This window comes from Streptococcus oralis subsp. oralis (assembly GCF_002096495.1).
In the GTDB taxonomy this organism is placed as follows: Bacteria; Bacillota; Bacilli; order Lactobacillales; family Streptococcaceae; genus Streptococcus; species Streptococcus oralis_CU.
On record NZ_NCUO01000012.1, the window covers coordinates 827,811 to 852,929 of the forward strand.

The 25,119-nt window shown below is 39.9% G+C and carries 26 protein-coding genes; 3 read left to right on the plus strand and 23 right to left on the minus strand.

Going from position 1 to position 25,119, the window contains the following annotated elements; translation table 11 throughout:
* Window positions 1-67 precede the first annotated feature (67 nt).
* The 14 genes from B7717_RS09470 to rpsU form a co-directional block, all read right to left on the minus strand.
* Window positions 68-1,372: an RsmF rRNA methyltransferase first C-terminal domain-containing protein gene (locus tag B7717_RS09470; RefSeq protein ID WP_084944673.1), complete on the minus strand. Its 1,305-nt coding sequence runs from the start codon at window positions 1,370-1,372 to the stop codon at window positions 68-70.
* Window positions 1,373-2,146 carry an inositol monophosphatase family protein gene (locus B7717_RS09475; RefSeq protein ID WP_084944675.1) on the minus strand — a complete coding sequence of 258 codons (774 nt, stop codon included), beginning with the start codon at window positions 2,144-2,146 and terminating at the stop codon, window positions 1,373-1,375. It abuts the gene before it with no gap.
* Entirely contained in the window at window positions 2,136-2,414 is a 279-nt protein-coding gene (locus tag B7717_RS09480; protein ID WP_049520719.1) for a UPF0223 family protein, read from the minus strand. The genes B7717_RS09475 and B7717_RS09480 overlap by 11 nt, the downstream gene beginning before the upstream one ends.
* Window positions 2,415-2,816, minus strand: coding sequence for a Spx/MgsR family RNA polymerase-binding regulatory protein (locus tag B7717_RS09485; protein WP_000631261.1), 402 nt, complete (start codon window positions 2,814-2,816; stop codon window positions 2,415-2,417). It abuts the gene before it with no gap.
* A gap of 220 nt (window positions 2,817-3,036) precedes the next feature.
* Window positions 3,037-3,654 (minus strand): TIGR01906 family membrane protein, encoded by a 618-nt coding sequence (locus B7717_RS09495; protein ID WP_084944677.1) that lies wholly within the window; start codon window positions 3,652-3,654, stop codon window positions 3,037-3,039.
* On the minus strand, window positions 3,644-4,417 hold the full coding sequence (locus B7717_RS09500; protein ID WP_000323533.1) for a TIGR01457 family HAD-type hydrolase: 774 nt from the start codon (window positions 4,415-4,417) through the stop codon (window positions 3,644-3,646). Before B7717_RS09500 ends, B7717_RS09495 begins: the two co-directional genes overlap by 11 nt.
* Window positions 4,418-4,427: 10 nt before the next feature.
* The gene (locus B7717_RS09505) at window positions 4,428-5,165 is read right to left on the minus strand and encodes an acyl-[acyl-carrier-protein] thioesterase (protein ID WP_049477696.1); all 738 of its coding nucleotides are present in this window, start codon (window positions 5,163-5,165) and stop codon (window positions 4,428-4,430) included.
* A 4-nt stretch (window positions 5,166-5,169) separates the two neighbouring features.
* Entirely contained in the window at window positions 5,170-6,300 is a 1,131-nt protein-coding gene (gene hemW / locus B7717_RS09510; protein WP_084857724.1) for a radical SAM family heme chaperone HemW, read from the minus strand.
* An 83-nt stretch (window positions 6,301-6,383) separates the two neighbouring features.
* A complete protein-coding gene (locus tag B7717_RS09515) occupies window positions 6,384-6,782 on the minus strand; it encodes a YtxH domain-containing protein (RefSeq protein ID WP_084857727.1) in 399 nt (132 codons plus the stop codon).
* Window positions 6,783-6,797: 15 nt separating this feature from the next.
* Complete coding sequence (locus B7717_RS09520; RefSeq protein ID WP_084857729.1) at window positions 6,798-7,181, minus strand: DUF948 domain-containing protein; 384 nt, start codon at window positions 7,179-7,181, stop codon at window positions 6,798-6,800.
* Window positions 7,182-7,970, minus strand: coding sequence for a prolipoprotein diacylglyceryl transferase (lgt, locus tag B7717_RS09525; RefSeq protein ID WP_084944679.1), 789 nt, complete (start codon window positions 7,968-7,970; stop codon window positions 7,182-7,184). It lies immediately after the preceding gene.
* The gene (hprK, locus tag B7717_RS09530) at window positions 7,963-8,898 is read right to left on the minus strand and encodes an HPr(Ser) kinase/phosphatase (RefSeq protein WP_000115190.1); all 936 of its coding nucleotides are present in this window, start codon (window positions 8,896-8,898) and stop codon (window positions 7,963-7,965) included. Before hprK ends, lgt begins: the two co-directional genes overlap by 8 nt.
* 136 nt (window positions 8,899-9,034) lie before the next feature.
* Window positions 9,035-9,997 (minus strand): hypothetical protein, encoded by a 963-nt coding sequence (locus B7717_RS09535; protein WP_084944681.1) that lies wholly within the window; start codon window positions 9,995-9,997, stop codon window positions 9,035-9,037.
* A 64-nt stretch (window positions 9,998-10,061) separates the two neighbouring features.
* Entirely contained in the window at window positions 10,062-10,238 is a 177-nt protein-coding gene (rpsU, locus tag B7717_RS09540) for a 30S ribosomal protein S21 (protein WP_000048054.1), read from the minus strand.
* A 209-nt stretch (window positions 10,239-10,447) separates the two neighbouring features.
* On the opposite strand from rpsU, the gene B7717_RS09545 reads away from it, so the two are divergent.
* Window positions 10,448-11,032: a rhomboid family intramembrane serine protease gene (locus B7717_RS09545; RefSeq protein ID WP_084944682.1), complete on the plus strand. Its 585-nt coding sequence runs from the start codon at window positions 10,448-10,450 to the stop codon at window positions 11,030-11,032.
* A gap of 204 nt (window positions 11,033-11,236) precedes the next feature.
* Here B7717_RS09545 and B7717_RS09550 read toward each other — a convergent pair whose 3' ends face one another.
* Complete coding sequence (locus B7717_RS09550) at window positions 11,237-11,944, minus strand: glucosamine-6-phosphate deaminase (protein WP_000864609.1); 708 nt, start codon at window positions 11,942-11,944, stop codon at window positions 11,237-11,239.
* A gap of 147 nt (window positions 11,945-12,091) precedes the next feature.
* On the opposite strand from B7717_RS09550, the gene queA reads away from it, so the two are divergent.
* Window positions 12,092-13,120: a tRNA preQ1(34) S-adenosylmethionine ribosyltransferase-isomerase QueA gene (gene queA / locus B7717_RS09555; protein WP_049489985.1), complete on the plus strand. Its 1,029-nt coding sequence runs from the start codon at window positions 12,092-12,094 to the stop codon at window positions 13,118-13,120.
* A gap of 39 nt (window positions 13,121-13,159) precedes the next feature.
* On the opposite strand, the gene B7717_RS09560 is transcribed toward queA, so the two are convergent.
* From B7717_RS09560 to B7717_RS09580, 5 genes are read right to left on the minus strand one after another with little or no spacing between them, the layout of a single operon-like run.
* Window positions 13,160-14,020 carry a YihY/virulence factor BrkB family protein gene (locus tag B7717_RS09560; RefSeq protein ID WP_049489984.1) on the minus strand — a complete coding sequence of 287 codons (861 nt, stop codon included), beginning with the start codon at window positions 14,018-14,020 and terminating at the stop codon, window positions 13,160-13,162.
* Window positions 14,021-14,049: 29 nt separating this feature from the next.
* Window positions 14,050-16,104 carry a cation:proton antiporter gene (locus B7717_RS09565; protein ID WP_000421607.1) on the minus strand — a complete coding sequence of 685 codons (2,055 nt, stop codon included), beginning with the start codon at window positions 16,102-16,104 and terminating at the stop codon, window positions 14,050-14,052.
* 11 nt (window positions 16,105-16,115) lie between these two features.
* The gene (locus B7717_RS09570; RefSeq protein WP_000361094.1) at window positions 16,116-16,370 is read right to left on the minus strand and encodes a hypothetical protein; all 255 of its coding nucleotides are present in this window, start codon (window positions 16,368-16,370) and stop codon (window positions 16,116-16,118) included.
* Complete coding sequence (locus tag B7717_RS09575; RefSeq protein WP_084944685.1) at window positions 16,363-16,920, minus strand: tRNA (mnm(5)s(2)U34)-methyltransferase; 558 nt, start codon at window positions 16,918-16,920, stop codon at window positions 16,363-16,365. The genes B7717_RS09570 and B7717_RS09575 overlap by 8 nt, the downstream gene beginning before the upstream one ends.
* Window positions 16,904-17,860, minus strand: coding sequence for a TIGR01212 family radical SAM protein (locus tag B7717_RS09580; RefSeq protein WP_084944687.1), 957 nt, complete (start codon window positions 17,858-17,860; stop codon window positions 16,904-16,906). The genes B7717_RS09575 and B7717_RS09580 overlap by 17 nt, the downstream gene beginning before the upstream one ends.
* A gap of 91 nt (window positions 17,861-17,951) precedes the next feature.
* Between B7717_RS09580 and B7717_RS09585 the strand changes: the two genes are divergently transcribed.
* Window positions 17,952-18,311 carry a DUF3397 domain-containing protein gene (locus B7717_RS09585; RefSeq protein ID WP_000525394.1) on the plus strand — a complete coding sequence of 120 codons (360 nt, stop codon included), beginning with the start codon at window positions 17,952-17,954 and terminating at the stop codon, window positions 18,309-18,311.
* A gap of 81 nt (window positions 18,312-18,392) precedes the next feature.
* Here B7717_RS09585 and B7717_RS09590 read toward each other — a convergent pair whose 3' ends face one another.
* The 3 genes from B7717_RS09590 to B7717_RS09600 form a co-directional block, all read right to left on the minus strand.
* Window positions 18,393-19,133: a class I SAM-dependent methyltransferase gene (locus B7717_RS09590; protein ID WP_084944689.1), complete on the minus strand. Its 741-nt coding sequence runs from the start codon at window positions 19,131-19,133 to the stop codon at window positions 18,393-18,395.
* A 206-nt stretch (window positions 19,134-19,339) separates the two neighbouring features.
* Window positions 19,340-22,978: a Cna B-type domain-containing protein gene (locus B7717_RS09595; RefSeq protein WP_084944691.1), complete on the minus strand. Its 3,639-nt coding sequence runs from the start codon at window positions 22,976-22,978 to the stop codon at window positions 19,340-19,342.
* Window positions 22,979-23,571: 593 nt separating this feature from the next.
* The coding region (locus B7717_RS09600) for an MSCRAMM family protein (RefSeq protein ID WP_142357887.1) at window positions 23,572-25,119 on the minus strand (1,548 nt) is incomplete at its 5' end.

Sequence of the window (25,119 nt, forward strand, 5' to 3'; positions counted from 1 at the left end):
ATGAAAGACTATCAGAAAAAACTCATACTTCCACTATAACATAGAATAGGCTCTTTGACTAGCTTTTTCACCTGAATCTGAGTCCTTTTGGATAATAATTTTTCAAAACATTTCCCGTTACCTTGGCAAAGCCTAATCCGTTTCCTTGAACCAGAACTTGGTACCAACCATTTGGTCGAGCTTCAGACAATTGAACAGTCTCACCAGCCACATATTTTACAAAGTCCTTATCATTGATTTCGACACTTTGTTTTACTTGGCTTGGTTTCAAGGCTAATCCGAGAGCAAAGCTTGGTTCGAAGCGTTTCTTCTTAAAAGTACCCAGATGGAGCCCATTTCGGGCAATTTTGAGTTTCCCTAGATTAGGTAGCATCTCTGGCAAGAGATAGAGCTGGTCTCCAAAAGTTTGCAAGATACCAGTTAGATTGACTCGCAAGTATTTTTGAACAAAATCATGCCACAAGTTCTGCTGTTCCCGACTGAGATTGCTTTTGCTAGCTTTGAATTTAGGTGCGGGATTTTGTCCCTTAAACTGCAGGTGGGCAACAAACTGGCCTTCTCCCTTGAAATGATGAGGATACATCCGCGCCGTTTCAGGAAGGTTAATTCCTGCTACCATACCGTTCACATGCTCGACTGGAAGCAGTTCAAAATCATAAGTATCCAGTAACCAGTGGACGATTTCTTCATTTTCTTCAGGTGCCCAAGTACAGGTAGAATAGACCAAACGGCCACCTTCTGCAAGCATGGTCACTGCATCTTCTAAAATTTCTCTTTGAAGACTAGCACATTGGCTAGGATAATCGGTACTCCAATAATCCATGGCATCGGGCTGCTTACGAAACATCCCTTCACCCGAGCAAGGTGCATCAAGGACAATCACATCAAAGTAACCTTTAAAAACCTTGGCCAATCGGTCAGCAGATTCATTAGTCACAACAACGTTTGTCGCTCCAAATCGCTCCATATTTTCCACTAAAATCTTAGCCCGCTTACTTGAAATTTCATTGGAAACAAGGACTCCCTGATTAGCCAGATAAGCTGCTAGTTGAGTGGATTTTCCCCCTGGTGCTGCCGCCAAGTCCAAGACCTTCATACCGGGAAGGGGTTGAGCTACCTGGGCCACCATTTGAGCTGCAGGCTCTTGCGAATAAACAAGACCGGTCGCGTGCTCTGGTGACTTTCCAGAAACCTTACCATAATACCCCCAAGGTGTATTTGGAATAGCATCTGCAAACGATAACTGACTTTCTTTTAAGGGATTGACCCGAAAAGCCGAAACCGCTTCTTGTTTAAAAGAGGCAAGAAAGTCTCTTGCCTCATCTTCTAGTATCGCTTCATATTTTTCAACAAATCCTTCTGGAAATTGCATTTAGTTCTCTTTCCTTTCGTAGATATAAGACTGAATCTCCTCTTGCATCTCGATTGGCACCATCATGACAGGCTGACGCGTTGTAAAATCAGCGGGCTCACCCGATACCGTAAGAAGGCGATAACCCAGACTTTCCCCTAAGATACTGGCCGAAGCGTAATCCCATGGCTGCAGATAGGTAATATAAGTCAGAAGACGACCTGATAAAACCTTGGCAAAACTAATGGCCGCACTGCCGTAGACACGGACACCCAACGCTGCTCGACCCAAATCCGCCAAGCCCCACTCATTGCTTTCAAACATACCTGAGTTGCCGGCAACTAAAAATTCTTGAAGAGGTTTCTTTTTAAAAGGCGGTAAGGGCTCATTATTGCGGCAAGGAGGAAAGGCACCACCACCATGGTAACAATCACCTTTCATGACATCATAGATGATGCCAAATTTGCCAACCCCATTTTCAAAATAAGCTAACATCACGGCAAAATCTTCCTGCTGGGCGACAAAGTTATTGGTACCGTCAATGGGATCAATCACCCAAACGGAACCTTGACCGACTGCAGCACGTAAACAACCCTCTTCCGCGCAAATCAAATCCTCAGGATAGGTGGACTTGATTCGTTCAACCAAGAGTTCCTGGACCTCCTTGTCCAAACGCGTCACCAAGTCTGTAGGCGAAGACTTGCGCTCAACCTGCAAATCTTCTTTCATGTGAGCCAAAATATAGTCCGCAGCTTCCTGCACAATCTGTTTGGCAAATTCAAATTTAGTTTCCAAGAGAAATCTTCCCTTCTCTTTTTTCTTTTGCTAATTGAACCGCATGATAGCAGGAATAACCGCTAGCCGTCTCAAATTCGCGACCTAAGCGCTTTTCTTCGCTTTTGCTTGGAACCACAGACTTGAATTCCTTGTAAGACTCTAGCAGCTTTTTTGCTTCTACCTTATCTTCATAAGCAGCTTCAACATCATTAAAAAAACAAAGCACTGAAGCAAGTTCTTCAGTGCTCCACGACAAATCTAGTGGGTAACTATACTGTTTGTTCATCTATCCTATACCAGCTCTCAATGTTGCTTCTTTCAATTCTTGTTTACGGTAACTACGAGGGAGAAAAGCACGAATCTCATCTTCATTAAAACCGATCTGCATGCGTTTGGTATCTATAATAATTGGGCGGCGCAAAAGACTAGGATATTGCTCAATCAACTGAAGCAACTCCGATACCGAGATACTCTCTACATCAATATCCAATTTTTGAAAAATTTTTGAACGAGTTGAAATGATGTCATCAGTACCATTTTCGGTCAAGGAAAGAATATGTTGTAATTCTTTTCTTGTTAAAGGACTAGTCATAATATTATGCTCTTGAAAGGGCACTTTATGCGTCTCTAACCAAGCCTTTGCCTTACGACATGATGTACAACTCGGTGATAAAAATAGTGTAATCATGCTTTTCTCTTCTTTTATCTATACTTGCTATTTCTATTATACAAAAAAATAAAGCGCTTGACTAGGTATTTTTAGAAAAAAAGCCTATTTTTTCATAGAAAATAGACTGTTTTCTGCAAAAATCTCCTGCTTTGCAAGTTTATCTTTAGGATAACCTAACAATAAATAGGGAGTAGAGCAACTTCTCTCGTTTTTTATTAAAAATACAGAACTTTTTCCACTATTTCTTTGAAGCTTTATCAAAAAGGAAACTGAATATTCCTTCATACAAAACAAAGAAAAGTACAAAGGCATGGAGGAAGAAAATCTCTGGTAAAATCCAAATAACGGGATCCCTTGCTGGATCAAAAAGCCAAGTATCATCTCCCCAAAAGAGAATCTGATGGAAAAGCGTAAAAAATTGCTCAAATCCAATCAACACTCCTACAAGCCCAATGATTAGGGGCAATAGTACAAGAATCAAGATGCTTTTACGATATAGTGGTAAAAAGCCTTTTTTTACAATCTTTCTAACAAAGAAATAGAAACTTGGAAGTGTCACTAGGGCAACTAGCTGAACCAAGTGGAAGAGATTCTTCACCACCGCAAAGTGATGTAGACCTGCCGCTGATGAACGAAAATCTGGCATCTCTAAGACCTGACTAAAGGGATTAGTCAGGTAATTCATCAAGATATGAAAATTGTACTGAATGGTTTCTGGCTTTAGATAGACTCGACTCGCTAAGTTCAGCCACTCAATTTCCAAAGGATAGAAAATCCATGCCAGATAAATGGTTAAGAGAATAGACAGGGAGAGGAGAAAGAGCATACTTCCCCAAAAGGTCAGTTTAGTTTTCATCAAAATTCCACTCCGCAAGGCTAGAAACTACATGAGTTGGTGCGATTGGCAGATCTGCTACTTCTTCTGCCTTGGTAAAACCTGTCGTCACCAAGAGAGTTGGAATGCCATTGTCAATTCCTGCTCGGATATCTGTCAGGTAGTTATCCCCAACCATGAGCAACTCTTCTCTTTTCAAGCCTAAGTGCTCAACTGCCTTATCCATAATGATAGCATTTGGTTTTCCGATATAAACTGGTTTTACCCGTGTAGCGACTTCAAGAAGTGTAATTAGTGAACCAGCACCAGGCAAGAGACCACGTTCCGTCGGGATATTGAGGTCAGGATTGGTTCCGATAAAGTGAGCCCCCTTTTGAATGGCTAGAGTCGCCGTCGCAAATTTTTCATAGTCGACTTGCCAGTCCAGTCCAACTACCACATAGGCAGGATTTTCCTTGTCTTCCGCATAACCTGCCGCCTGGATAGCATCCTTGAGCCCTGCTTCACCAATGACATAGACTGTCTTTTCCAGTCCCAAGTCGTTCATATAGTCGATGGTTGCCAAAGTCGCTGTGTAGACAGTTGATAGAGGTGTATTAATGTTAAAATTCTGAGCCAACATCTCTTGAACACTCTCAGGAGTACGAGTTGTATTATTGGTCACAAAGAGGTAGGGAATTTCTCTTTTTTGTAACTCATGGACAAAAGCCTCACCCGCGGGAATTCGGTCTTTCCCCTTGTAAATGGTTCCGTCTAAATCAATTAAATAACCTTTATAAGCCATATCGTCCTTTCTAATTGCCTTCAATTTCTTGCCACGTAATCATAGCTTGAGCATTGATCTCCCCATCACTGATAATCTCATGCTTGCTTTCTAGTCCCTTGAGTTCATAAGCTGAAGCAATCATTCCACCTGGTCGCACTTCTTTGACATATCTGAGATTGATTTTCTTTGGAATATACTTGGTCAAAAAATCTGCTCCCATAACCTCAAAAATCCAATCCAAGTATTTACTGTTATTAACATGACCATTCATATCCAAGTCGTAAAAACGAACATGGTAGTCTTTACTGAACGGGTTTTCTAGATTTGCATACTTTGGCCCACGGATCAGTTTTTTATCAAACTCAGACTGATAAGGAGCAACAATCTCCGGTTCGACAGCATGGACTTTACGACTGTCTCTGTCCATAAGAACAAAGGTTGCTACCATGCGAATGATTTCTTGACCTGCTTCATCATAGATAGTGAAACGGCGGTAGCAAAAAAGACGATTGTAAGTTAAGGCTTCTGTTTCAATCGTAATCTCCTCAGCAAAGCGAGGCAAACGTACCACGTCAATCGCATAGTCTGTAATAATCCAGACCAGATTGTAGCGTTCTAACATATCCTTGTCGCTAACTCCCAGCTCAATTGACTGCATACCTGATACTTGCAAGGACAGCAAAATCACATCTGGAAGTTTGATATGACCGTTCATGTCCGCCATATCAAAAGGAATTTTCATTTTCATTTGATAAGTTAAGCCCATTGTTCTACTCCAAAATAAATCGTTCTGCTACAGTGTCTCCCAAGAAGAGACCCCTCTTTGTCATTCGGACACGATCACCGTAGATCTGCATAAGGCCTTGGTGAACCAAGTCTCTGATGATCTCGCCATAAAGTCCATCAAAGGAACGTCCGAATTTTTCCTCAAATCTAGCCATGGAAACCCCAGATTTCTTGCGAAGTCCCAAAAACATTTCTTCTTCCATCTGCTCCTTTTGGCTCAGGCGTTCTTCAGTTATCCGAGCATCTCCTGCCTCTACCGCACTGAGATAATGTCGAATAGGACCGTGGTTTTTATAACGAACTCCGTCCACATAACCTGAAGCACCCGCACCGATACCATAGTACTCAGCATTATCCCAGTACATGAGATTGTGGCGACTTTCAAAGCCTGGCTTGGAGAAATTGGAAATCTCATAATGCTCAAAGCCGGCTCGCTCAAGTTCTGCAATGATGTACTCAAACATCTCTGCTTCTAACTCTTCCTTGGGCAAGGGCAATTTCCCTCGACGCATACGGTTCATAAAGACCGTATGATTCTCCAAAATCAAGCTATAAAGGCTCATATGAGGAATATCAAGCGAAATGGCCTTAGCCACATTTTCCTTGACCTGATCCATGGTCTGACCAGGAAGAGCGTAAATTAGGTCGATGGAGATATTGTCAAAACCAGCCAGTTTGAGGCGGTCGATATTCTCATAAATATCCTTTTCCAAATGACTGCGCCCAATCTTTTTCAGCATTTTGTCATCAAAGGTCTGGACACCTAGGGAAACACGATTGACAGCCGAGTTTTTCAAAACCGCAATCTTATCCGCGTTCAGATCTCCTGGGTTAGCCTCAATGGTCAACTCTTCTAAGACAGACAAGTCCAAGTTTTTAGTCAAGCCATCCAAGAGCACTTCTAGTTGCGGAGCTGACAAAGCAGTTGGTGTCCCACCTCCAATATAGAGGGTTCGCAATTTTTGGATATCATAAGAACGAAACTCTTCTAGCAGATGCTCCAAATAACTATCTACTGGTTGATTCTTGATAAAAACTTTTGAAAAGTCACAATAATAACAAATCTGTGTGCAAAAGGGAATATGCACATAGGCTGACGTTGGTTTTTTCTGCATAGTATTTATTATACCACAAAGACTGGTTTCCAGATAAAAATCACCATCCCCAGAACCTTAGATGAACCAGAGATGGTGATGTTTTATTCTTCTGTAATATCAATAATAATCTCTTCTTCGTCTTCTACGATATCTGGAGTTGCTGACTGTTCTTGCCATTGCTCCTTGAGATTGTTAAAGGTTTCCTTCGATGCTTCCGTCGCTTGTCGAGCACAGTTTTTAGCTTGGTCAAGGACACTATCAAAAGTGATTTCACCAGATTCTACTTGCTCCTTTGTTTTCAATACAAAGTCAGTTGCCTGTTCCTTCACTTCAGTTAGTTTCTCACAAACCTGCTCTCTAGCATATTCTGGATCTTCTCTTAAATCATCTAGAAAATCCTGAGCTTGACTACAAACTTGCTTGCCCTTGTCACTGGTTAAGAACAAGGCAAGAGCTGCACCTGAAACCGTTCCTAAAAGGATAGAGGATAGTTTTCCCATAAGATTTCTCCTTTTTTATTTTTTGAAAATTTTACTTGCGAAACGAAGAGCTGACAAGCCTGCACCTGTTTTAATGGTCTTTGAACCAGCAGATGAAGCTTTTTTGCCTAAGACACGTGCATGCTGATTGAGGTCAGATACTGACTCTGACAAGTCCGCCACAGCTGTAAAGAGTGGATCAATCGTCGCAACTTTGATATTGATATCATCTGCCAACACATTGACCTTAGCCAACAATTCATTGGTCTGATGCAAGGTAACGTTCACATCTGAACTCAACGTTTTGATGGTTTTCTCTGTCTCATCAATCATACGACCTGCTTTTTGAATCGTGATTGTCAAATAGACTAAACAGACAATCAAAGCAATCGCAACAAGTATATATGCAACTTCTAACATTTATTTTTCCTCCTCTGTATGATAGAAAGGGGCTTTCTTTCGATTTTGATAAAGTATGATAAAAATACCAAGTCCGATAAGGATAACTGATAACCATTGGGAAACTCGCAAACCAAAGAACATGAGACTATCCGTCCGCATGCCTTCGATGATCATACGACCAAAGCCATACCAAATCAAGTAGAAAGCAGTGATATGACCACGTCTGATTCCCTTTAATTTTCGTCTAAAAATCAAAATCAAAGCAAAACCAATCAGATTCCAAACCGACTCATATAGGAAGGTCGGCTGACGGTAGCTCCCCTCAATGTACATCTGATCACGAATGAAGCCTGGCAAATAATCCAGACTATCTACTGCTGCACCGTAGGCTTCTTGGTTAAAGAAGTTCCCCCAGCGCCCTAAACTCTGGGCAATCATGACGCTCGGTGCTGCAATATCTAAGAAATCCCAAGTATTAATCAGCTTTCTATCTGCAAAGATATAAAGGACAATAGCGCCCGCTATCAAACCTCCATAAATGGCCAAACCACCATTCCAAATGGCGATGATTTCACCTGGATTTTGCAGATAATAATCTAAGCGAAAGAGTACGTAGTATAGTCTAGCACCTAAAATAGCTACTGGAAAAGCAATCAGAATAAAATCCAAAATATCATCTGATAGAATTTTCTTTTTAGGAGCTTCTTTCATGGCAAGATAAACTGCCAGAATCAAACCAGCTACAATACACAAAGCATACCAACGAATAGCAAAGGGACCAATTTCAAATGCGACTGGATTAATCATGTTTCACCTCATTTTGAGCGATTAGATTTGTCAAGCGTTCTTCAAATAAACGTGTCGCATCAAAACCCATTTCTTTAGCACGATAGTTCATGGCAGCTGCCTCAATGACAACGGAAATATTGCGTCCTGTTTTTACTGGGATGCGGATACGCGGAATCGTTACACCAGAAACTTCGAGTTCTTCGGCATTGTTTCCTAGACGGTCAAAGGTCTTATGCGTATCATAATTTTCCAAATAAACTGCTAGCTGAACTTGTGAAGAATCTTTTACAGCACTTGCACCATAGAGACTCATGATATCGATAATCCCAACTCCACGAATCTCAAGTAAATGCTTCAAGATTTCAGCAGGTTCGCCCCAAAGAGTCATCTCATCCTTAGAATAAATATCTACACGATCGTCTGCTACTAGACGGTGTCCACGTTTCACAAGCTCAAGACCTGTCTCGCTCTTACCGATACCACTATCCCCTTGGATCAAGACCCCCATGCCATAGATGTCCATCAAGACACCATGCACACTGGTACGTTTAGCCAAACGGGAATCAAGGTAGCTGGAAAGTTCTCCAGATAAACGACTGGTTGCTGTTCGACTGGTTAAAATCGCAATCTTACATTCTCTAGCAGCCCTCAACATTTCCTCTGGCACTACCAGACCACGAGCCACGATAACCGCAGGTGTTTCAGGTAGAAACATTTTCTTCAAAACTTGATAACGGTTCTGGGCAGGCATGGCAACTAAATAGGACCACTCCTTCATCCCTAACAGCTGAATCCGTTCTGGTGTATAGTAATCAAAATAGCCCGTCATTTCAAGACCAGGTCTCATAATGTCCGCAGTATTGATTTCTTTTTCAAGTAATTCGCCTTCACCATAGACAATATCTAGTCTGAGTTTTTCAATGACATCTCTTACTAAAACCGACATAATTTCCTCCTTCAATCGAGTTCTCCCTACTATTATATCAGATTGTAGTTGGAAGTTTCCTTTTTTTGCAGGATTTACAGTATTTATTTGATGTTGCTTGGGAAAAGATTTGACTAGTAAGTCTTTTCCTACTCTTTTAAATTAACCGAGACAAATCTACTGCAAATTGGTCAACGTCTATCACCAAGTCCCTTCCAGATTTTTCAAAGTAAATTCTTGGAAGACCTTTTGTTAATATTCTATTTGCATCAGCCATATCTTGAGGATAGGTATAGAACTGTTGACCTTGTGGAAACTGATTTTGGACTTGCCATTCTTCAAACTCCTTCAAAAAAGTCTTATGAGATGGCATACTGACTTCTTCGAACAAGGAATGGTCAAACAATCGTACCAAACGATATAGACCATGAATCTCATCCGCAAAGCACTTATCAATTTTTTCATAGGGGTAACCTCGTCTCTGATAAGCTTGGCATAAACTTTGTAGGGACTCACTTAATGCAACTGCATCTTTTCTTGCCAAACTTATAAAATACCGAACAGAAAATTCTTCCATACCAGTTCGTTTTTTCTTCCCTAAAAACTGTTGTGCCAACAAGAGCGACTCGGATAATCTTTCTTCATCTTGATAATAAAGAGCGTATAAAAGATTCATCACATTTTCTGGATAATAGGTTCCTTTCAACAAGGGTAAATCTTTGGGGACGAATGATGGAATGGCTGAAAAATCGTTACAAGCAAAAGAGGTAAACAAGCCTTTCAAAATTCCATCTGTGTAAATAGTTCCACTTGCCAACAAACCGCCTCTCATCAACTCAGTTCTTCCTGTTTGCCATAGCGCGTTGTTTAACTGTGTATAATCCCCATCTAAAAACGCCGCATAATAGGCAAAATATTGAATATCATCTAGTAATAAGCTACTGTACAATTTTACCCTTAAAACCTTGTCAGACAATACTTTTGAATCGGTCAAATACTTTTCAAAAATTCTTTGGTTTGACTCTTCAAATTCCTTCCAATCTATCGGATCAGCACAATAACCCCAATCTTCCAAGTGATTTTCACGCATCTTTTGATATTCTTTTATATACTCTCTCATAACAATTTCTTCCTCTAAACATTGTGCAAAAAAAGACTAGACAAGTCTAGCCTTTCATTTCAAATTAGAATTTTTTACGTTTACGAGCTGCTTCTGATTTACGTTTACGTTTTACAGAAGGTTTTTCATAGAATTCACGTTTGCGTGTTTCTTGAAGAGTACCAGCTTTAGTAACCGCACGTTTAAAACGACGAAGTGCATCGTCAAGAGATTCATTCTTACGTACTACTGTTTTAGACATTTTTTTCACTCCCTTCAAGTTCAAGATCTATTCTATTTTACACGTAAAAGGAATAATTGTCAAGAAAAAACTGACATGAACTTATATTATCTTCAATTTTAATCTTTTTAATCTTGTTAAAATTGATTAACATTTACAGATGGAAATGATATAATAGTAGCACATATTGATTAGCAAAAATTAGTATTATTTAGAAGTGAATCTATAACATGAAAAGAATCATAAAAATTTGCCCTGTGGTCAGTATTTTAGTTGTAATTTGTTTATTGCTAGGGATTCTTACTACCTTTTTGGGAAGTGTAATGTATGACTTATTTGCATTTCATTCAAAGCCAATTTATTGTTGGCAATACTTTAGTGGTACATTTATGCATGGAAGTAAAGAAGCACCAGTATGGTTTATATGGTTTCATTTAGTTTTAAATACTTTAATGTTACTTCCTTTTGGTGGGCTATTGGAGTATAAAAAGGGATCAAAATATGTATTTTTAGTTTTTATTACTTCTATGGTAATATCTTCAATTGTATTCCATCTATTAACACAGAATCAAGAAATTCAGGCATCGGGTATCTCTGCTATTGGCTATGCTTTTGTAACGGGTGGGGTGATGAGTATGTTTAGTATATGGAAAAATTTCAATTTAGGATTAAAACTATTTTATATCTTTTTAATCGTTCTATCTCTTACCATGCTTCTACCAAATATAACAGGTTGGATTTCAACCTTTCTTCACATGTCAGGAATTGCCAGTTATATCATAGTTTCCAGCATCAACAACTATCGACTGTCTTAATAAAAATCGTATAGTATCATAAAAAATAGTCAATACGATTATATCAAAGTTTACAGACATTTAAGAATTTTCTATTGGATGCCTTTTTATATGAAATTTCGACAACTGTTACAGTGTTTTACAGAAAAATTTCTTTTAGCAGAATAGTGAACATTTGAAGTATAAGAACCACTCACTCCAAAGAGCAAGTGGTTCTTATACTTTTTATTTTTCAAGCAAGCTGAGCGCTTCAGCATCCGCAATAATCGTCACATCAGGGTGATTTTGCAGACTACTTGCTGGTAGACTCTCAGTCACTGGTCCAGACACTGTTCCGGCAATAGCTTCTGCTTTTGATTCACCGTAAGCAAAGAGAATAATTGACTTGGCATCCAAGATGTTTTTAATCCCCATTGAGATAGCTTGGGTTGGAACGTCTTCAATCTTGTCAAAGAAGCGAGCATTGGCTTCGATAGTAGACTGGTCCAGCTCTACAAGGTGTGTTTGACTGTCAAATGGAGTACCAGGTTCATTAAATCCGATATGTCCATTGCGACCGATTCCCAAGATTTGCAAATCAACAGGATGGTCAGCCAAAATTTGGTTGTAGCGTTCAACTTCTTCTTCAGCATTATCCTTAACACCACGTGGCAAGAAACTTTCTTTAAATGGCTTTTGGTTGAACAAGTTTTCTTGCATAAAGTAACGATAAGATTGTGGATTGTCCCCATCAAGCCCGACATACTCATCAAGGTTCACACTGGTTAGATTTGAAAAATCAAGGTCACTCTCCACGATTTCCTTGTAAAACTCAAGCGGGCTGCTTCCTGTTGCAAGTCCTAATGTTTGAGCACCATTGGCCAATTTTTCCTTCAAAATCTCAAAAGCAACTTTTCCACCTTCGACTTGGTTTTCAACTTTAATAACTTTCATTTTATATCCTCCATATTTCTATATTCATTATATGGTATAGACCAATTTTTGTCAAGTGAAAACGATTTAATTTCTAAAAAAAGAGCACCCAAACTTGAAACATGTTATAATGGATAGGATTAGAACTTAGAAAGAATGAACAGATATATGAATACAGCTGATTTTGATTTCCACTTGCCTGAGGAATTGATTGCCCAAACGCCCCTTGAAAAACGAGATTCCTCCAAACTCCTCATCGTCAATCGTGAGACGGGTGAATTTCAGGATAAACACTTCCACTCTATTATTGATATGTTGGAACCAGGTGATGCCCTTGTCATGAACGACACCCGTGTTCTCCCTGCCCGCCTCTATGGTCAAAAGGAAGAAACTGGAGGCCATGTGGAGCTTCTCCTACTCAAAAATACCAGTGGAGATGAGTGGGAGGTTCTCGCCAAACCTGCTAAACGCCTCAAGGTCGGGACTCGTGTCAACTTTGGTGATGGTCGCCTCAGCGCTGTCGTTACGGAAGAATTGACCCATGGGGGCCGTATTGTCCGCTTTGAATACCGAGGAATTTTCCTAGAAGTTTTGGAAAGCCTGGGTGAAATGCCACTACCACCTTATATCCATGAAAAATTGGATGACCGTGAACGTTATCAAACGGTCTACGCTAAAGAAAGTGGCTCTGCTGCAGCACCGACTGCTGGATTGCACTTCACCAAAGAACTGCTAGCAGAAATCCAAGCCAAGGGTGTTCATCTGGTCTATCTCACTCTTCACGTCGGACTCGGAACCTTTAGACCTGTCTCTGTTGACAATCTGGACGAACATGAAATGCACTCTGAATTCTACCAGCTCTCTGAGGAAGCAGCTGCCACCCTTCGCTCTGTTAAGGAAAATGGAGGTCGCGTCATCGCTGTTGGAACCACTTCGATTCGCACACTGGAAACCATCGGTTCCAAGTTTAATGGGCAAATCCAATCAGATTCTGGTTGGACCAATATCTTTATCAAACCAGGCTACGACTGGAAGGTTGTGGATGCTTTTTCAACTAATTTCCACCTGCCCAAGTCAACTCTCGTCATGTTGGTTTCTGCCTTTGCCGGTCGTGACTTAGTCCTAGATGCCTATCACCATGCCATCCAAGAACACTACCGCTTCTTCAGTTTTGGAGATGCCATGTTTATCTATTAAGAAAATCCCTATTAGGTTTCCTAATAGGGATTTTTCTAATCATTCCATACTAAACTTTGGATCTTTCAAACTCTGAACACTGGCATTGATAACTGCTCCGATAATCAAAATCTTTGCAATAAGAATAAACCAGAACATCATGACTACCACGATAATGGAACTGAAAAATCGAACGTCAACTAGATGATTAACATAACTATTGACGTAGACAGAAAAGATATTCAATAAAAAGATAAGAGTTAGCAAGACAAAGATACTTCCTGGTAAAACATAGCGGATTCGTGGTGCTTTTACTTTTGGAAGGAAGTAATAAATCATAACTAGAATGGCAAAGATCAAGGCATAGACCAGAGGGCCTGTAAAATCTTGCAGGTAGGAAAATAGCGGACTGTCTGATTGCCAGTAAGTTTTGAGGAGGTTGAGCAACATACGACCAAACATACTCAAAAATAAGGCAAAGGCAAAAAGGATCTGCAAGCCAAAACTAACAAGTAGACTCATCAACTGATGGGAGATAATGCCTCGACTCTTGGTCACCCCATAGGCTTTGTTAAAGGCTTTTTGGAGGAAATCCATTGATTTCGAAAAGGTCCAGAGTGCAGATAAAACGGCAAAACTCAGCAAACCAGTTGATGGTTGAGTCAGAACTTCTCGGACAATCTTGGCAACCACATCATACACCGTATCAGGCAAGAATTCCTTGATCGTCAGTAAGAAATTTGAGACTGGAATCTGAAAATAAGGCAAAATATTGACCATTATCATTAGCAAAGGAAAGATTGAAATCAACCAATAGTAGGCAACCGCAACACTGGTCAACTCACTATCAGATGCTTGATAATAATGCAAAAAAGCTTTCAATAAGGGCCTGTCCATCAGCTCTTTCCACCACTTTTTCATGTTCCATCCTCCGTCATTTTCTTCATCATCTAAGTTCTTCTGATTAAATCTAGCATATCATAAGGTAAAGTATTTGCTGCTTCTTTCAGAGAATAATTTTCTAAATTATTCACATTTTGTCGTAGTTTTTTGGCATACTTGGCTGTTATCAGTTTAGCTTCTTCGTATTCAAAGATTGCCTTACGTTCGAGATAGTAACCTCGTAGCATTTCATCGATATTGTTTGGTTTGATGCGATTGATAACCCGCTCAACAAAGGCACCACTTCCGATAATGGCCGTCTCGCGTAGACGAGATTCTTGCATAAAACTAATCAGAGAACTCTTGTAAACCCCCTTGAGGTTTTCCAAACTCTCGATAATCAGCTCTGTATTTTCCAAATACAACTCTGAAATCTGATCATAGTCAACTGCTAGTAGTTTACGAGATTCTTCATTCATCCAACTACGGAAAGTTTTGCCAAAGGTAAACATTTCATGGAGTAGAAAGCGCAGTATCCGTAAAGAAACTAGGAAGTAATAAGTCACTCTAGAAGCGAAATTCCGATTGATACTCTGCTCCATGTTTTTTAGGTAACGTTGGTAAACTCGATAGCCACGCTCGCTGATTCTATTTTCTTCGTAGGCTTGCTCCAAACCGTCACTCTCAATACTCAAGATAAGAAGTTTGAGGGACTCCCAGTCCTCTTGGACTCTCTTATTTTCCAGACTAAGGATAAGGTTTTCAATCCGACCATGATAATTATCAATAGCTGCATAAAGAGGAAGTTTGTTCTTGTGATGGTCTAGCTCTTTTTCTAATTCTGCAGCCACATCATTCAAAATCGCAATATGCATCAAATGATCCTTGCTTTCCTCTTGTTCTTCAGATAAGTGAGGGAGAACCAGTAAACCTGTTAAAAAGCTCAACAGTGTAACGCCTGCTACAAGGAAGAGTAACAGAGGATATTCCTGCTCCAAATGACTTGGTATGAGGAGAATGGTCGCGATAGATACTGTCCCTTTGACACCAGAGAAGGTCAAAAGAAGCATATCTTTCATGTACTTATGAATTTTTTTCTTAAGTCGACGCGTCCTCACAAAGTAAAAACCAGCAATCATGACAAAGCGGATCGCAAAAAGCAAGAAGGTCAGAACGACAACTGAAATCAGTAAAAGAAGGGGATTGTAGAGAGAATTAGACAAAATCGGTTCTGCTATCAACTCTAACTCCATTCCCAAGAGAACAAAGACTGATCCATTTAGCATAAAGGTCACGGTGTGCCAGACGGTCTCCGTCACGGTGTCTACCTGAGCCTCAAGGAGCGTAATTTTCTTAAAGCGACTGGCCTTCAAAATACCTGCAACCACTACTGCGATAATCCCTGAAACATGAAACTCTTCTGCGATGAAAAAGGTCATGAGTGGCAAACTTAGCTCTAGCAATAGTTCACTGGCTATATCTATCGCTCGTACACTCAGCAAAAAACTATGCAAGAAACGATTGACCATAGCCGTCACAAAACCGACTACAAAACCACCAAGGATAGAAAGTGCTAGGGAAGTTCCAGCTTGGCTTAGAGAAAACGTTCCTGTTGTCCAAGCAGCCAGAGCCATCTGAAAGGCAACCAAACCAGAAGCGTCATTTAAGAGCCCTTCCCCTTTTAGAATATTAGAAACCCGTTTAGGAAAACGAAAACGTTCAGAAAGAGATGCGAAGGCAACCAAATCTGTTGGCCCAAGTGCCGCTCCAACTGCTAAACAGGCCGCCAAAGGAAGGGTAATCCAAAGGAAGTGAGCCATGCCCCCCAAGCTTAAAGTCGAGATAAAAATCACAGGAAAAATCAGAAAAACGACAATCCGCCAGTGCTTCAAAATGGACGTAATATCCGCTTCTTCTGCCTCCCGGAAAAGTAAGGGACCAATAACCATGGCCAGAAACAGCTCTGTATTGAGATGAAAGTCCGCATCAGGAACAAATAAGCCAATCCCAATCCCCAAAAGAATTTGTACAAGAGGAAGGGGCAAAAAAGGGAGAAGTTTATTAGTCGTGGTTGAAATGATTAAGACAAATAAAAATAGAATCAAGTAAATGAGTAATTCCACACAATTCCTCCTTAATCTTTTTTACAACAAGATTCAAAAATCTCCTTTTGCTCTTGGATTTTCTGATCAATCTTAGAACAGTCTTTGTGCTCAATTTTTTTCTGGCATCGTTCCATTTCAAGAGCCACTAATTTTTTCTTGATTTTAAGCATTTTCTTGCTCATATGTGCTTCGTCGAGCACCCCGACTGCTCGCTCGTGATGCGTTGACTCGACAAAATTTTGGCGCATTGCCTCAAGCTTCTCACGAAGGTATTGTTTATCCATGTCTATACCTTTCTAATTTTTCAATCATAACTAAAAACGGTGGATTGTTAACTTGGTTGAGAGTCCGATAAATGGCAGCTGTATACTCTTGTTGGTTCAACTGGCTAACAAAATCCAATACAGCATCCCTCTCAGTATCTCCTCCTTCATGACCATAGTAGATCATGATAGCAATCCGTCCCCCCTTGATAAGCAAGTAACACAGCTTTTCTAAGGCTTTGATAGTAGTCTGAGGTTGGGTGATGACGGACTTGTCAGCAGAAGGTAAATAACCCAGATTAAAAATCCCTGCCTTAGCTTCTGTCACAAATTGGTCCAGTTTCTCATGACCTTGCAAGATTAACTGGGCATTTGTCATTCCAGCCTGATCCAAACGCTCTTGCGTCTTCTCCAAAGCCTTCTCCTGGATATCAAAGGCATAGACTCTCTTAGCTAGCTTGGCTAGGAAAAGGGTATCGTGGCCATTGCCCATGGTCGCATCCACTACAATATCCTCTTTTGTCACAACCTCAGCCAAAAAATCATGTGCCATCTCAAGTGGTCTTTTCATTTTTAAACTCCTGTTTTACAGCCTTGCATCCTTGCACACTTCCACGACGGCGCATCTCAGTTTCAATAGCATTCAGCACTTCCCATTTATTGAGGCTCCACATAGGACCAATCAGCATATCTCTCGGTGCATCTCCTGTAATTCGATGGATGACGATATGCTTGGGAATGATTTCCAGTTGATCACAGATAACTTTGACATACTCATCCTGACTCATCAGTTGCAAGCGTCCTTCGTGGTAATCTCGCTGCATCCGTGTATTGGTCATGAGGTGAAGCAAGTGCAACTTAATTCCTTGAATCTCATTATCCGTAACACAACGGCGTACATTTTCAATCATCATCTCATGAGTCTCACCGGGCAGACCATTAATCAAATGGGAAACAATCTCAATCTTGGGATATTTCCTCAAGCGTTTGACTGTTTCAACATACAATTCATAAGAATGGGCACGGTTAATCAGGTCAGAGGTTGCTTCAAAGGTTGTCTGTAATCCCAATTCAACCGTCACATGCATGCGTTCCGATAACTCAGCCAAATATTCGATTGTTTCATCAGGTAAGCAATCCGGACGTGTTCCGATATTGATTCCCACTACACCTGGCTCGTTGATAGCCTGCTCATATCGCTCCCGAATCACTTCCACCTTTTCATGGGTGTTGGTAAAGTTTTGGAAATAAACCAAGTACTTCTGAACATCTGGCCACTTGCGGTGCATAAAGTCAATTTCCTTATAAAATTGCTCACGAATAGGAGCATCCGGTGCCACGATGGCATCTCCAGAACCTGAAACCGTACAAAAAGTACAACCACCATGAGCTACAGTTCCATCACGATTTGGACAGTCAAATCCCGCATCAATAGGAACTTTGAAAGTCTTTTCTCCAAAAAGTTTTCGATAATAATCATTCAAGGTATTATAAGATTTCATAACTTTCATTATAACAAAAAACACCTACAATCTCAAAAGCCTGACTTTCCAACAAATTCCCTTGTTTCTCATTTCCTTTAGCGTTTTTTTATGATACAATATGGGTATGATTTTAATGAAAATAGCATCTATTTTATTATTGATATTAACCTTGGTGGTTTGCTTTATTGTCACCAAGCTTTTCGGACTTAGGAAAATAGGATTTAATTTCGCGGATCTAGCTTTTCCACTTTTGGTATTCGAGTACTATCTGATCACTGCTAAAGCCTTTACCCACAACTTTCTACCGCGACTTGGAGTCGCACTTTCTCTCCTAGCAATCCTCCTTGTAGTCTTTTTCCTTGTCAAAAAACGAAGTTTTTATTACCCTAAATTCATCAAATTCTTCTGGAGAGCCGGTTTTCTCCTTACCTTAATCATCTACATTGCTATGATTGTCGAATTGATGATGCTCCCATAAAAAACATTCCCTCAGACAGCAGTCTAAGGGAATGTTTTTATCTTCATACTTACTTTCTAAGCTCTACCAAAATACTTTATCTTATTTCCTAAATGTCAAGGAGTAGAATTTGCCATCCCAAAGAAGTTTCATTTCCTTTTCCTTAACTTCGCTTGGAACAACATTCTCAATTTCACTCAAATCAACAGTAGCATCTTTAAAATAATCCTTACTAAAATGATTTTTCTTATATTGCTGATCCACATAGTCAGCCGTCTCATCTGCAATTAAAATCTTAGTCCCTGGCTTCGCCACTCGTAGCATTTCCTGCATAGCCTTGGCCTTATCATTGAAAAAATTGATTCCGCCAATATGGTAGACAATGTCAAAACTATTATCCGCAAAGGGTAGATCCTCCGCGCAAGCATGGAAAAGTTGCAAATTAGTCTTTTTAGCGCAAGATTTCTGGCATTTTTCTAGCATACTGATAGAAATATCTACCCCTACAAAGTCTAAACTTTTCAGGTCAATTGTCTCAGGGATATAACGGAGGTCTTGACCAGTCCCGATAGAAACATAAAGAACAGATAAATTATCTTTCCATTCTATTTCCTCCATCAGATCCCTTCTCAACTTATCAATTGATTTGCCGTGGAGAAGTGGTCCTATCCATTTCTCACTCATATCGTACCAGCGAGCCATACGGTTATACATGGTCATGTATTTAGCATTATCTCCAGATAGATAATCTGGATTAAGAGACAGATAGATATCCCCATCTTTTTGAAAATTTTCTACCTCCAAACCTGGCTTCAATTTATCTTGTAATCTTGTTTCAATCATATGTAACATCTCCTTTTTTATTTGTCACCTATTATAGAGGATTTCGTAGCGAAAACAATAGCTTTTCAGTAAGTGGCAACTATCCACTTGTATCCGGTAGTAGAACCAGGGTCAGTTACAAAAAAACAAGTGCCAATTTCCATTGACACTTGTTTTTACTTTTAAAATGTGTTGCAAAATTTCGTGAAAGATACCGTTTAAAAAACTTAATCTTCTTTTTTGCGTCTTGCCAAGAATCCTGTTCCCAATCCAAGAAGGGCGATTCCAGCTACTAGAGCCACTTGGTTAGACTCGCTTCCTGTATTAGGCAATTCCCCACCTTTTTTAGGCTTACCTGGTTCATTTGGTTTGCCAGGTGTTGGTTTTTCAGGAGTGTGTGTATTTGTAATGTTGTAACCTTCTACTGAAGCTGTATAACCATCCGGAACATTCACTTCTTCAACAGTGTAGGCAATCTCCTTACCTTCTTGATAACGATCAAGACCTGTAAACTCATAAGTCCAGCCACTTGTTTCTGACACTGTAGCTGTCTGACCAGTTTCCTTACCATCTGCAAGAAGTTTCACAGTGACAGAAGATGGACGGATACCGTCTTTGTTATCTTCATCTTTCCAAATCTTCTTACCTTTTACAGATGTTTTCTCTGGTGTGTGGGTGTTGGTCACATTCATACCAGTTTCAGTAGCTGTGTAACCTGTAGGAACACCAACTTCTTTGACTGTGTACTCGATTGCTTTACCATTTTGGTAACGATCCAGTTCAGTGAATTCATACTTCCAACCTGTTTCAGCTGTTGCGATTGCTGTCTTGCCAGTTTCTTTACCATTGGCAAGAAGAGCGACAGTGACAGATGCTGGACGGATATGATCTTGGTCGTTATTATCAATCCAGGTCTTTTGTCCACTTACAGCAATTTTTTCTGGAGTATGTTCGTTGGTAATGGTGTACTTGCCATCCTTGTCTGTAGTGATGGTTGCTTTGTATTCTGTCATAGCAGTTTCTTTGACAGTGTACTTGATTTCCTTACCATTCTCATACTTAGGAAGTTTTTTAGATTCGAACTTCCAGCCAGTTTTTTCTGAAACTTCAATTTCTTGAACAACCTTGTCGCCGTTAAGAATTTGAACTTTCACAGATGTTGTACGTTTACCGTCTTGGTTGTTGTTATCTTTCCACACCTTAGTTCCTGAAAGAACAATTGTTTCTGGGTTATAGGTGTTTGTCACTACTTGACCAGTCACAGAGGCTTCGTAACCAGCTGGTACATCCACTTCCTTGATAGAATAGGTGATTTCTTTTCCAGCTTCGTATTGTGGAAGATTGGTGAAGGATGCTACCCAAGTGTTATCATCAGTCTTTTCCTTAGCTGTTAAGGTCAATTTCTTACCTTCAACGGCTACTGGATCAGCATTTCCTACTTTTTTATAAAGTTGAACCGTTACGGACTCAGGACGCTTGCCGTCTTGGTTGTTCGCATCGTTCCATACTTTTGTTACCTTGTAGTCAATTTCTTTAGGAGCATATTTGTTTGTGATGGTAAAGTCTGTAATAGTCGCTTCGTATTCTGCTACGGCTTCTTCTGTTACAGTGTATTTAATTTCTTTACCAGCTTTATATTTTGCTAATTTTTCGAATGTAGCAGTCCAAGTTCCGTCTGCGGCTGCTTGAACCTCTTTCGATGCTACTTTCTCACCGTCTGCTAAAAGATTGATTGTAATCTTAGTCGGACGTTTGCCGTCTTGGTTATTAGCGTCATCCCAGTTCTTAGTTGCTTTTACATCAACTGTTTCTGGTGAATAGCTATTTGTGATGGTGAATCCTGATGCAGCATCACCAGTAATTTCAGAAGTATAACCAGCAACAGTTACTTCTACTACAGTGTACTGAATAGGTGTTCCGCCTTTATCAGCATCAAGGTTTGTGAAGCTTCCAGTCCAACCGTTTGCGGCATTGAGCTCAAGTGTCTTACCAGTATCTTGACCATCCGCAAGCAATTTAACTGTGACAGAAGTTGGACGTTTACCGTCTTGGTTGTTCTCGTCCTTCCATACTTTCTTCACAGGAACTTCCGTTTTTGCTGGAGTGTAAGTATTCTCAAAAGCTTTTTCATCATCGTAAGAAACAGTTGCTTCAAGTGCACCTTTGCCCTTATCTACTACAGTAACTGTAGCCGTGATAGTTTTAGTGTCGTACTTGATGCTTGTATCACTGCCAGCTTTTTCAGCAATTTTAAAGGTATAAGTCCCTGCTTTGTCGAATTCCAATTCTGAGAAAGCAATGTTTCCGTCTTTGTCATTCTTCACAGTTTCTTTCACCTTACCATCTTGGTCTGTTAAAGTGAATTCAAACTCTTCAGCCTTCAACTCACGACCCGTAAGTTTTTTATTAGCCTTAATCTTAACTTTAGCTTTGCTACGTTTATTTGTAACTGTTTTGATAGCTCCATCTTGTCCAACAGTCATCTCAAATGGAGTAGGATTCAACTCATATCCCTCAGGAGCCTCAATCTCGGTTACCGTAAAGTTCCCTTTCTTGATATCACTCTCTGAGTAAATAGATGACTCAGCAATTCCGTCATCATTTGTCGTTACAATTTCCTCTTTAGCCGTAGCTCCTGCTGGAGGAGTAATCTTGAATTTTGCTCCTTTTAGACGGTCATGAGTCAGCTCGTCCACCTTGTAAAGAATGATACGGTAACCTGTTTCTAACTGAATTGTACCGCCAGAAGCAACGACTGAGTTTCCGATTTGCTTAACGACTGTCTTATTACTATAGTCGTCATATGTTAGAATCTGGTCATCACCCTTCATTTCAGCATTGTTTTGGACTTGCGTGCCATCAGCTGGAGCACTTGTTTTATAATTAATTCGAAATGCTGCTGGTTTCCCGTTCTTCGCAAGAATTGAAGATGCATTGTTAATTGTTAAGGTAAATTCTGTGTAAGAATCATTCCATTTTACTTGGTAATCCTTACCAGCTTCTAAAACCACTTCATCTTTCAGATAATAATACTGATCATACCAACCTGCTGTGACGCTAAATGTTTCAGGAATCATCTGCATTGGTGAAGCATTTGGATCTACCCAGTCATGAATTTCAATTTTATTATAGGCTGCTTGTTTCGGATTAACACGAACATACCAGCTGTGTAAGTATTTTCCACTCTTATTTAGAGCCTTTGATGTCCAATCCTCTTTGTAAATCAAACCATGATATTTATTGAAATTAGCTCGACCGATTCCTTCAGAATAATCAGCCGTACCACCTTTTTTAACCTTGATTTGATGGGTGATTTCATTTATGGTTTCCGTTTTATCAAAACGGAGCGTTTCATTGCTTAATTCATTTTTAGAACTAAAACCAACAAAGAAATTTCCTTTAACGTTTTGGACTTGATAGCCACCTTTTTTCTCAAGATAGGTTTTCAGATTTTTTAATGTAATAGTTGCCTTACCACCATTATTATCCCCGTTTGATACAATTTGAGTTTCCCCGATAACGAGATCTGTTTCCTTATCTTTTAAATCAAAAGTTTCATTTCTAACAGTTAAAGGGCTCGGAACAGTAAAGGTAAAGGTATCACCGTCCTCTAATTTACCATCATAGGCACTCAAATCGTAATCAACAGTGAATTTATAATTTGAGTAGTTATGATGTTCAGGAGAAAGTGTATAAACACCATTCGCATCTGGTTTTATAAACTTACCATTATCAACCTCCCAAATTCCAATATTACTGATAACGTTCTTCAGTTCCTTTGCTTGAACTGAATTTGGAGCAAAGATCATCCCTAGCAAACAGGCCAGAGAAGTTAGGATGGGTAACCAAAATTTCTTGTTCTTCATAATCTTCCTTTCTAAATTACCGAAAACATTAAAACGACAAACTATGATTATAAAACCTCAACACTCATCTCCTTTCGAATTCGTTGAAATCCATGAGGGTTATTGAATAAGTTACATCATATTAACATATATCATAACTATATATAAGTGCAATATTTATCATATTTGTTCTATTTTTAATATAGAAACCTCCTTTAGTTTCATTATAAAACAAAATTAACTTTTTTTGTAATATTATGAGGTTATTGCCTTTTGAAAATATTGACACAGTGTAAAATTACTGCCATAAAAACTAATTCTTTCATCAGACTGAAGTTTCTTTAAGTTTAGTATACACATACGAACAACTTCTCTTTTAAACAAACAGAAAGGAACAATGCACAAAACATTCCATTTATTTATAAGTTTGATACACCTTAATAATTATCCAAACTATTTTATATAAGTAAAACTCAGAAGAAATCTAGCAATAGTCATACACCATACTGATAAATAGTTTAATTTAGCATATTTCATTATTCTGAATCATAGAAAAAAGACCAGGGGGTTATCCCTGATCTTTCTTTACTGTACTTATTGGCTACTAAATGAGATTAGTCTTCTTTTCTTCGTTTAGTTGCTACAAGACCTGCACCTAAAGCTAGAAGAGCTAAACCTGCTGCTAATGCAGCTTGTCCAGATTCACTTCCAGTGTTTGGTAGGTTAGGATTTTCTGGTTCAGTTTGGTCCGTTACTACTAACTTACCATCCTTAAACTCAACCTGATTTCCACTAGCATTTACCACTGTTACAGTTCCGTCGTAGTTAACTTGGAATGTAATATCTGTTACTGCTAAGTATCCAGTTGGAGCGGCCTCTTCATGGAAAGTATATACTCCCGGAGTCAAATCAAGTACATGTGATTGATTTGCTTTTGAAGTCCATTCAGCCACAGGACTACCTGCAACTTTTTCTCCACGGAAAATTTGGATTTTTGCGCCCGCGATTTCTTCACCTGCAAGATTTACCTTGCTGAAGGTAATCTTACGTGGAAGTTCATCGTCTTTGTCGGTTACAGTTACAGTTGAGCCGTTGGTAACGACTTTGTTTTCTTCACCCTTAGAGTCTTTCTCACCAACATTTGTCACTTCCACTGTGCCGTCATGTTTGACTTGGAAAGTGATGTCCGTTACTTTGAGGTAACCAGTTGGAGCTGCTTCCTCATGGAAGGTGTAAGTTCCTGGGGCCAAGTTGAGATCTTTAGACTTACCAGCTTCTGAAGTCCAGCTTTCTACGGCTGTACCTTCTGCCTTGTCGCCCTTGTAGATCTTGATTTGAGCACCTGCGATTTCCGTACCACCAAGGCTAACCTTACTGAAGGTAATCTTGCGTGGAAGGTCATCGTCTTTGTCAGTCACAGTTACAGTTGAGCCATTTGTAACGACTTTGTTTTCTTCACCTTTAGAGTCTTTTTCACCAACGTTTGTCACTTCCACTGTGCCATCATGTTTGACTTGGAAAGTGATATCCGTTACTTTGAGGTAACCAGTTGGAGCTGCTTCCTCATGGAAGGTGTAAGTACCTGGAGCCAAGTTGAGCTCTTTAGACTTACCAGCTTCTGAAGTCCAGCTTTCTACGGCTGTGCCTTCTGCCTTGTCGCCTTTGTAGATCTTAATCTCTGCACCTGCGATTTCTGTTCCACCAAGGCTAACCTTGCTGAAGGTAATCTTACGTGGAAGGTCATCATCTTTATCAGTTACAGTTACAGTTGAACCGTTTGTGGCAACTTTGTTTTCTTCACCCTTAGAGTCTTTTTCACCAACATTTGTCACTTCCACTGTGCCGTCATGTTTGACTTGGAATGTAATATCTGTTACTGCTAAGTATCCAGTTGGGGCTGCTTCCTCATGGAAGGTGTAAGTTCCTGGAGCCAAGTTGAGATCTTTAGACTTACCAGCTTCTGAAGTCCAGCTTTCTACGGCTGTGCCTTCTGCCTTGTCGCCCTTGTAGATCTTGATTTGAGCGCCTGCGATTTCTGTTCCACCAAGGCTAACCTTGCTGAAGGTGATCTTACGTGGAAGGTCATCATCTTTATCAGTTACAGTTACAGTTGAACCGTTTGTGGCAACTTTGTTTTCTTCACCCTTAGAGTCTTTTTCACC

Excerpts from the sequence above, each read along its gene's own strand:
- B7717_RS09545 (WP_084944682.1), top strand. The coding sequence starts at position 10,448 with ATGAAAAGAATCATAAAAATTTGCCCTGTGGTCAGTATTTTAGTTGTA.
- B7717_RS09575 (WP_084944685.1), bottom strand. The coding sequence starts at position 16,920 with ATGAAAAGACCACTTGAGATGGCACATGATTTTTTGGCTGAGGTTGTG.
- B7717_RS09520 (WP_084857729.1), bottom strand. The coding sequence starts at position 7,181 with ATGTTAGAAGTTGCATATATACTTGTTGCGATTGCTTTGATTGTCTGT.
- hprK (WP_000115190.1), bottom strand. The coding sequence starts at position 8,898 with ATGTCGGTTTTAGTAAGAGATGTCATTGAAAAACTCAGACTAGATATT.
- B7717_RS09580 (WP_084944687.1), bottom strand. The coding sequence starts at position 17,860 with ATGAAAGTTATGAAATCTTATAATACCTTGAATGATTATTATCGAAAA.
- B7717_RS09560 (WP_049489984.1), bottom strand. The coding sequence starts at position 14,020 with ATGAAAAAGTGGTGGAAAGAGCTGATGGACAGGCCCTTATTGAAAGCT.
- rpsU (WP_000048054.1), bottom strand. The coding sequence starts at position 10,238 with ATGTCTAAAACAGTAGTACGTAAGAATGAATCTCTTGACGATGCACTT.
- B7717_RS09495 (WP_084944677.1), bottom strand. The coding sequence starts at position 3,654 with ATGAAAACTAAACTGACCTTTTGGGGAAGTATGCTCTTTCTCCTCTCC.
- lgt (WP_084944679.1), bottom strand. The coding sequence starts at position 7,970 with ATGATTAATCCAGTCGCATTTGAAATTGGTCCCTTTGCTATTCGTTGG.
- B7717_RS09470 (WP_084944673.1), bottom strand. The coding sequence starts at position 1,372 with ATGCAATTTCCAGAAGGATTTGTTGAAAAATATGAAGCGATACTAGAA.
- B7717_RS09505 (WP_049477696.1), bottom strand. The coding sequence starts at position 5,165 with ATGGGCTTAACTTATCAAATGAAAATGAAAATTCCTTTTGATATGGCG.
- B7717_RS09570 (WP_000361094.1), bottom strand. The coding sequence starts at position 16,370 with ATGGATAAACAATACCTTCGTGAGAAGCTTGAGGCAATGCGCCAAAAT.
- B7717_RS09535 (WP_084944681.1), bottom strand. The coding sequence starts at position 9,997 with ATGAGAGAGTATATAAAAGAATATCAAAAGATGCGTGAAAATCACTTG.
- B7717_RS09595 (WP_084944691.1), bottom strand. The coding sequence starts at position 22,978 with ATGAAGAACAAGAAATTTTGGTTACCCATCCTAACTTCTCTGGCCTGT.
- B7717_RS09515 (WP_084857727.1), bottom strand. The coding sequence starts at position 6,782 with ATGGGAAAACTATCCTCTATCCTTTTAGGAACGGTTTCAGGTGCAGCT.
- B7717_RS09480 (WP_049520719.1), bottom strand. The coding sequence starts at position 2,414 with ATGAACAAACAGTATAGTTACCCACTAGATTTGTCGTGGAGCACTGAA.
- hemW (WP_084857724.1), bottom strand. The coding sequence starts at position 6,300 with ATGCAGAAAAAACCAACGTCAGCCTATGTGCATATTCCCTTTTGCACA.
- B7717_RS09585 (WP_000525394.1), top strand. The coding sequence starts at position 17,952 with ATGGGTATGATTTTAATGAAAATAGCATCTATTTTATTATTGATATTA.
- B7717_RS09500 (WP_000323533.1), bottom strand. The coding sequence starts at position 4,417 with ATGGCTTATAAAGGTTATTTAATTGATTTAGACGGAACCATTTACAAG.
- queA (WP_049489985.1), top strand. The coding sequence starts at position 12,092 with ATGAATACAGCTGATTTTGATTTCCACTTGCCTGAGGAATTGATTGCC.
- B7717_RS09485 (WP_000631261.1), bottom strand. The coding sequence starts at position 2,816 with ATGATTACACTATTTTTATCACCGAGTTGTACATCATGTCGTAAGGCA.
- B7717_RS09590 (WP_084944689.1), bottom strand. The coding sequence starts at position 19,133 with ATGATTGAAACAAGATTACAAGATAAATTGAAGCCAGGTTTGGAGGTA.
- B7717_RS09550 (WP_000864609.1), bottom strand. The coding sequence starts at position 11,944 with ATGAAAGTTATTAAAGTTGAAAACCAAGTCGAAGGTGGAAAAGTTGCT.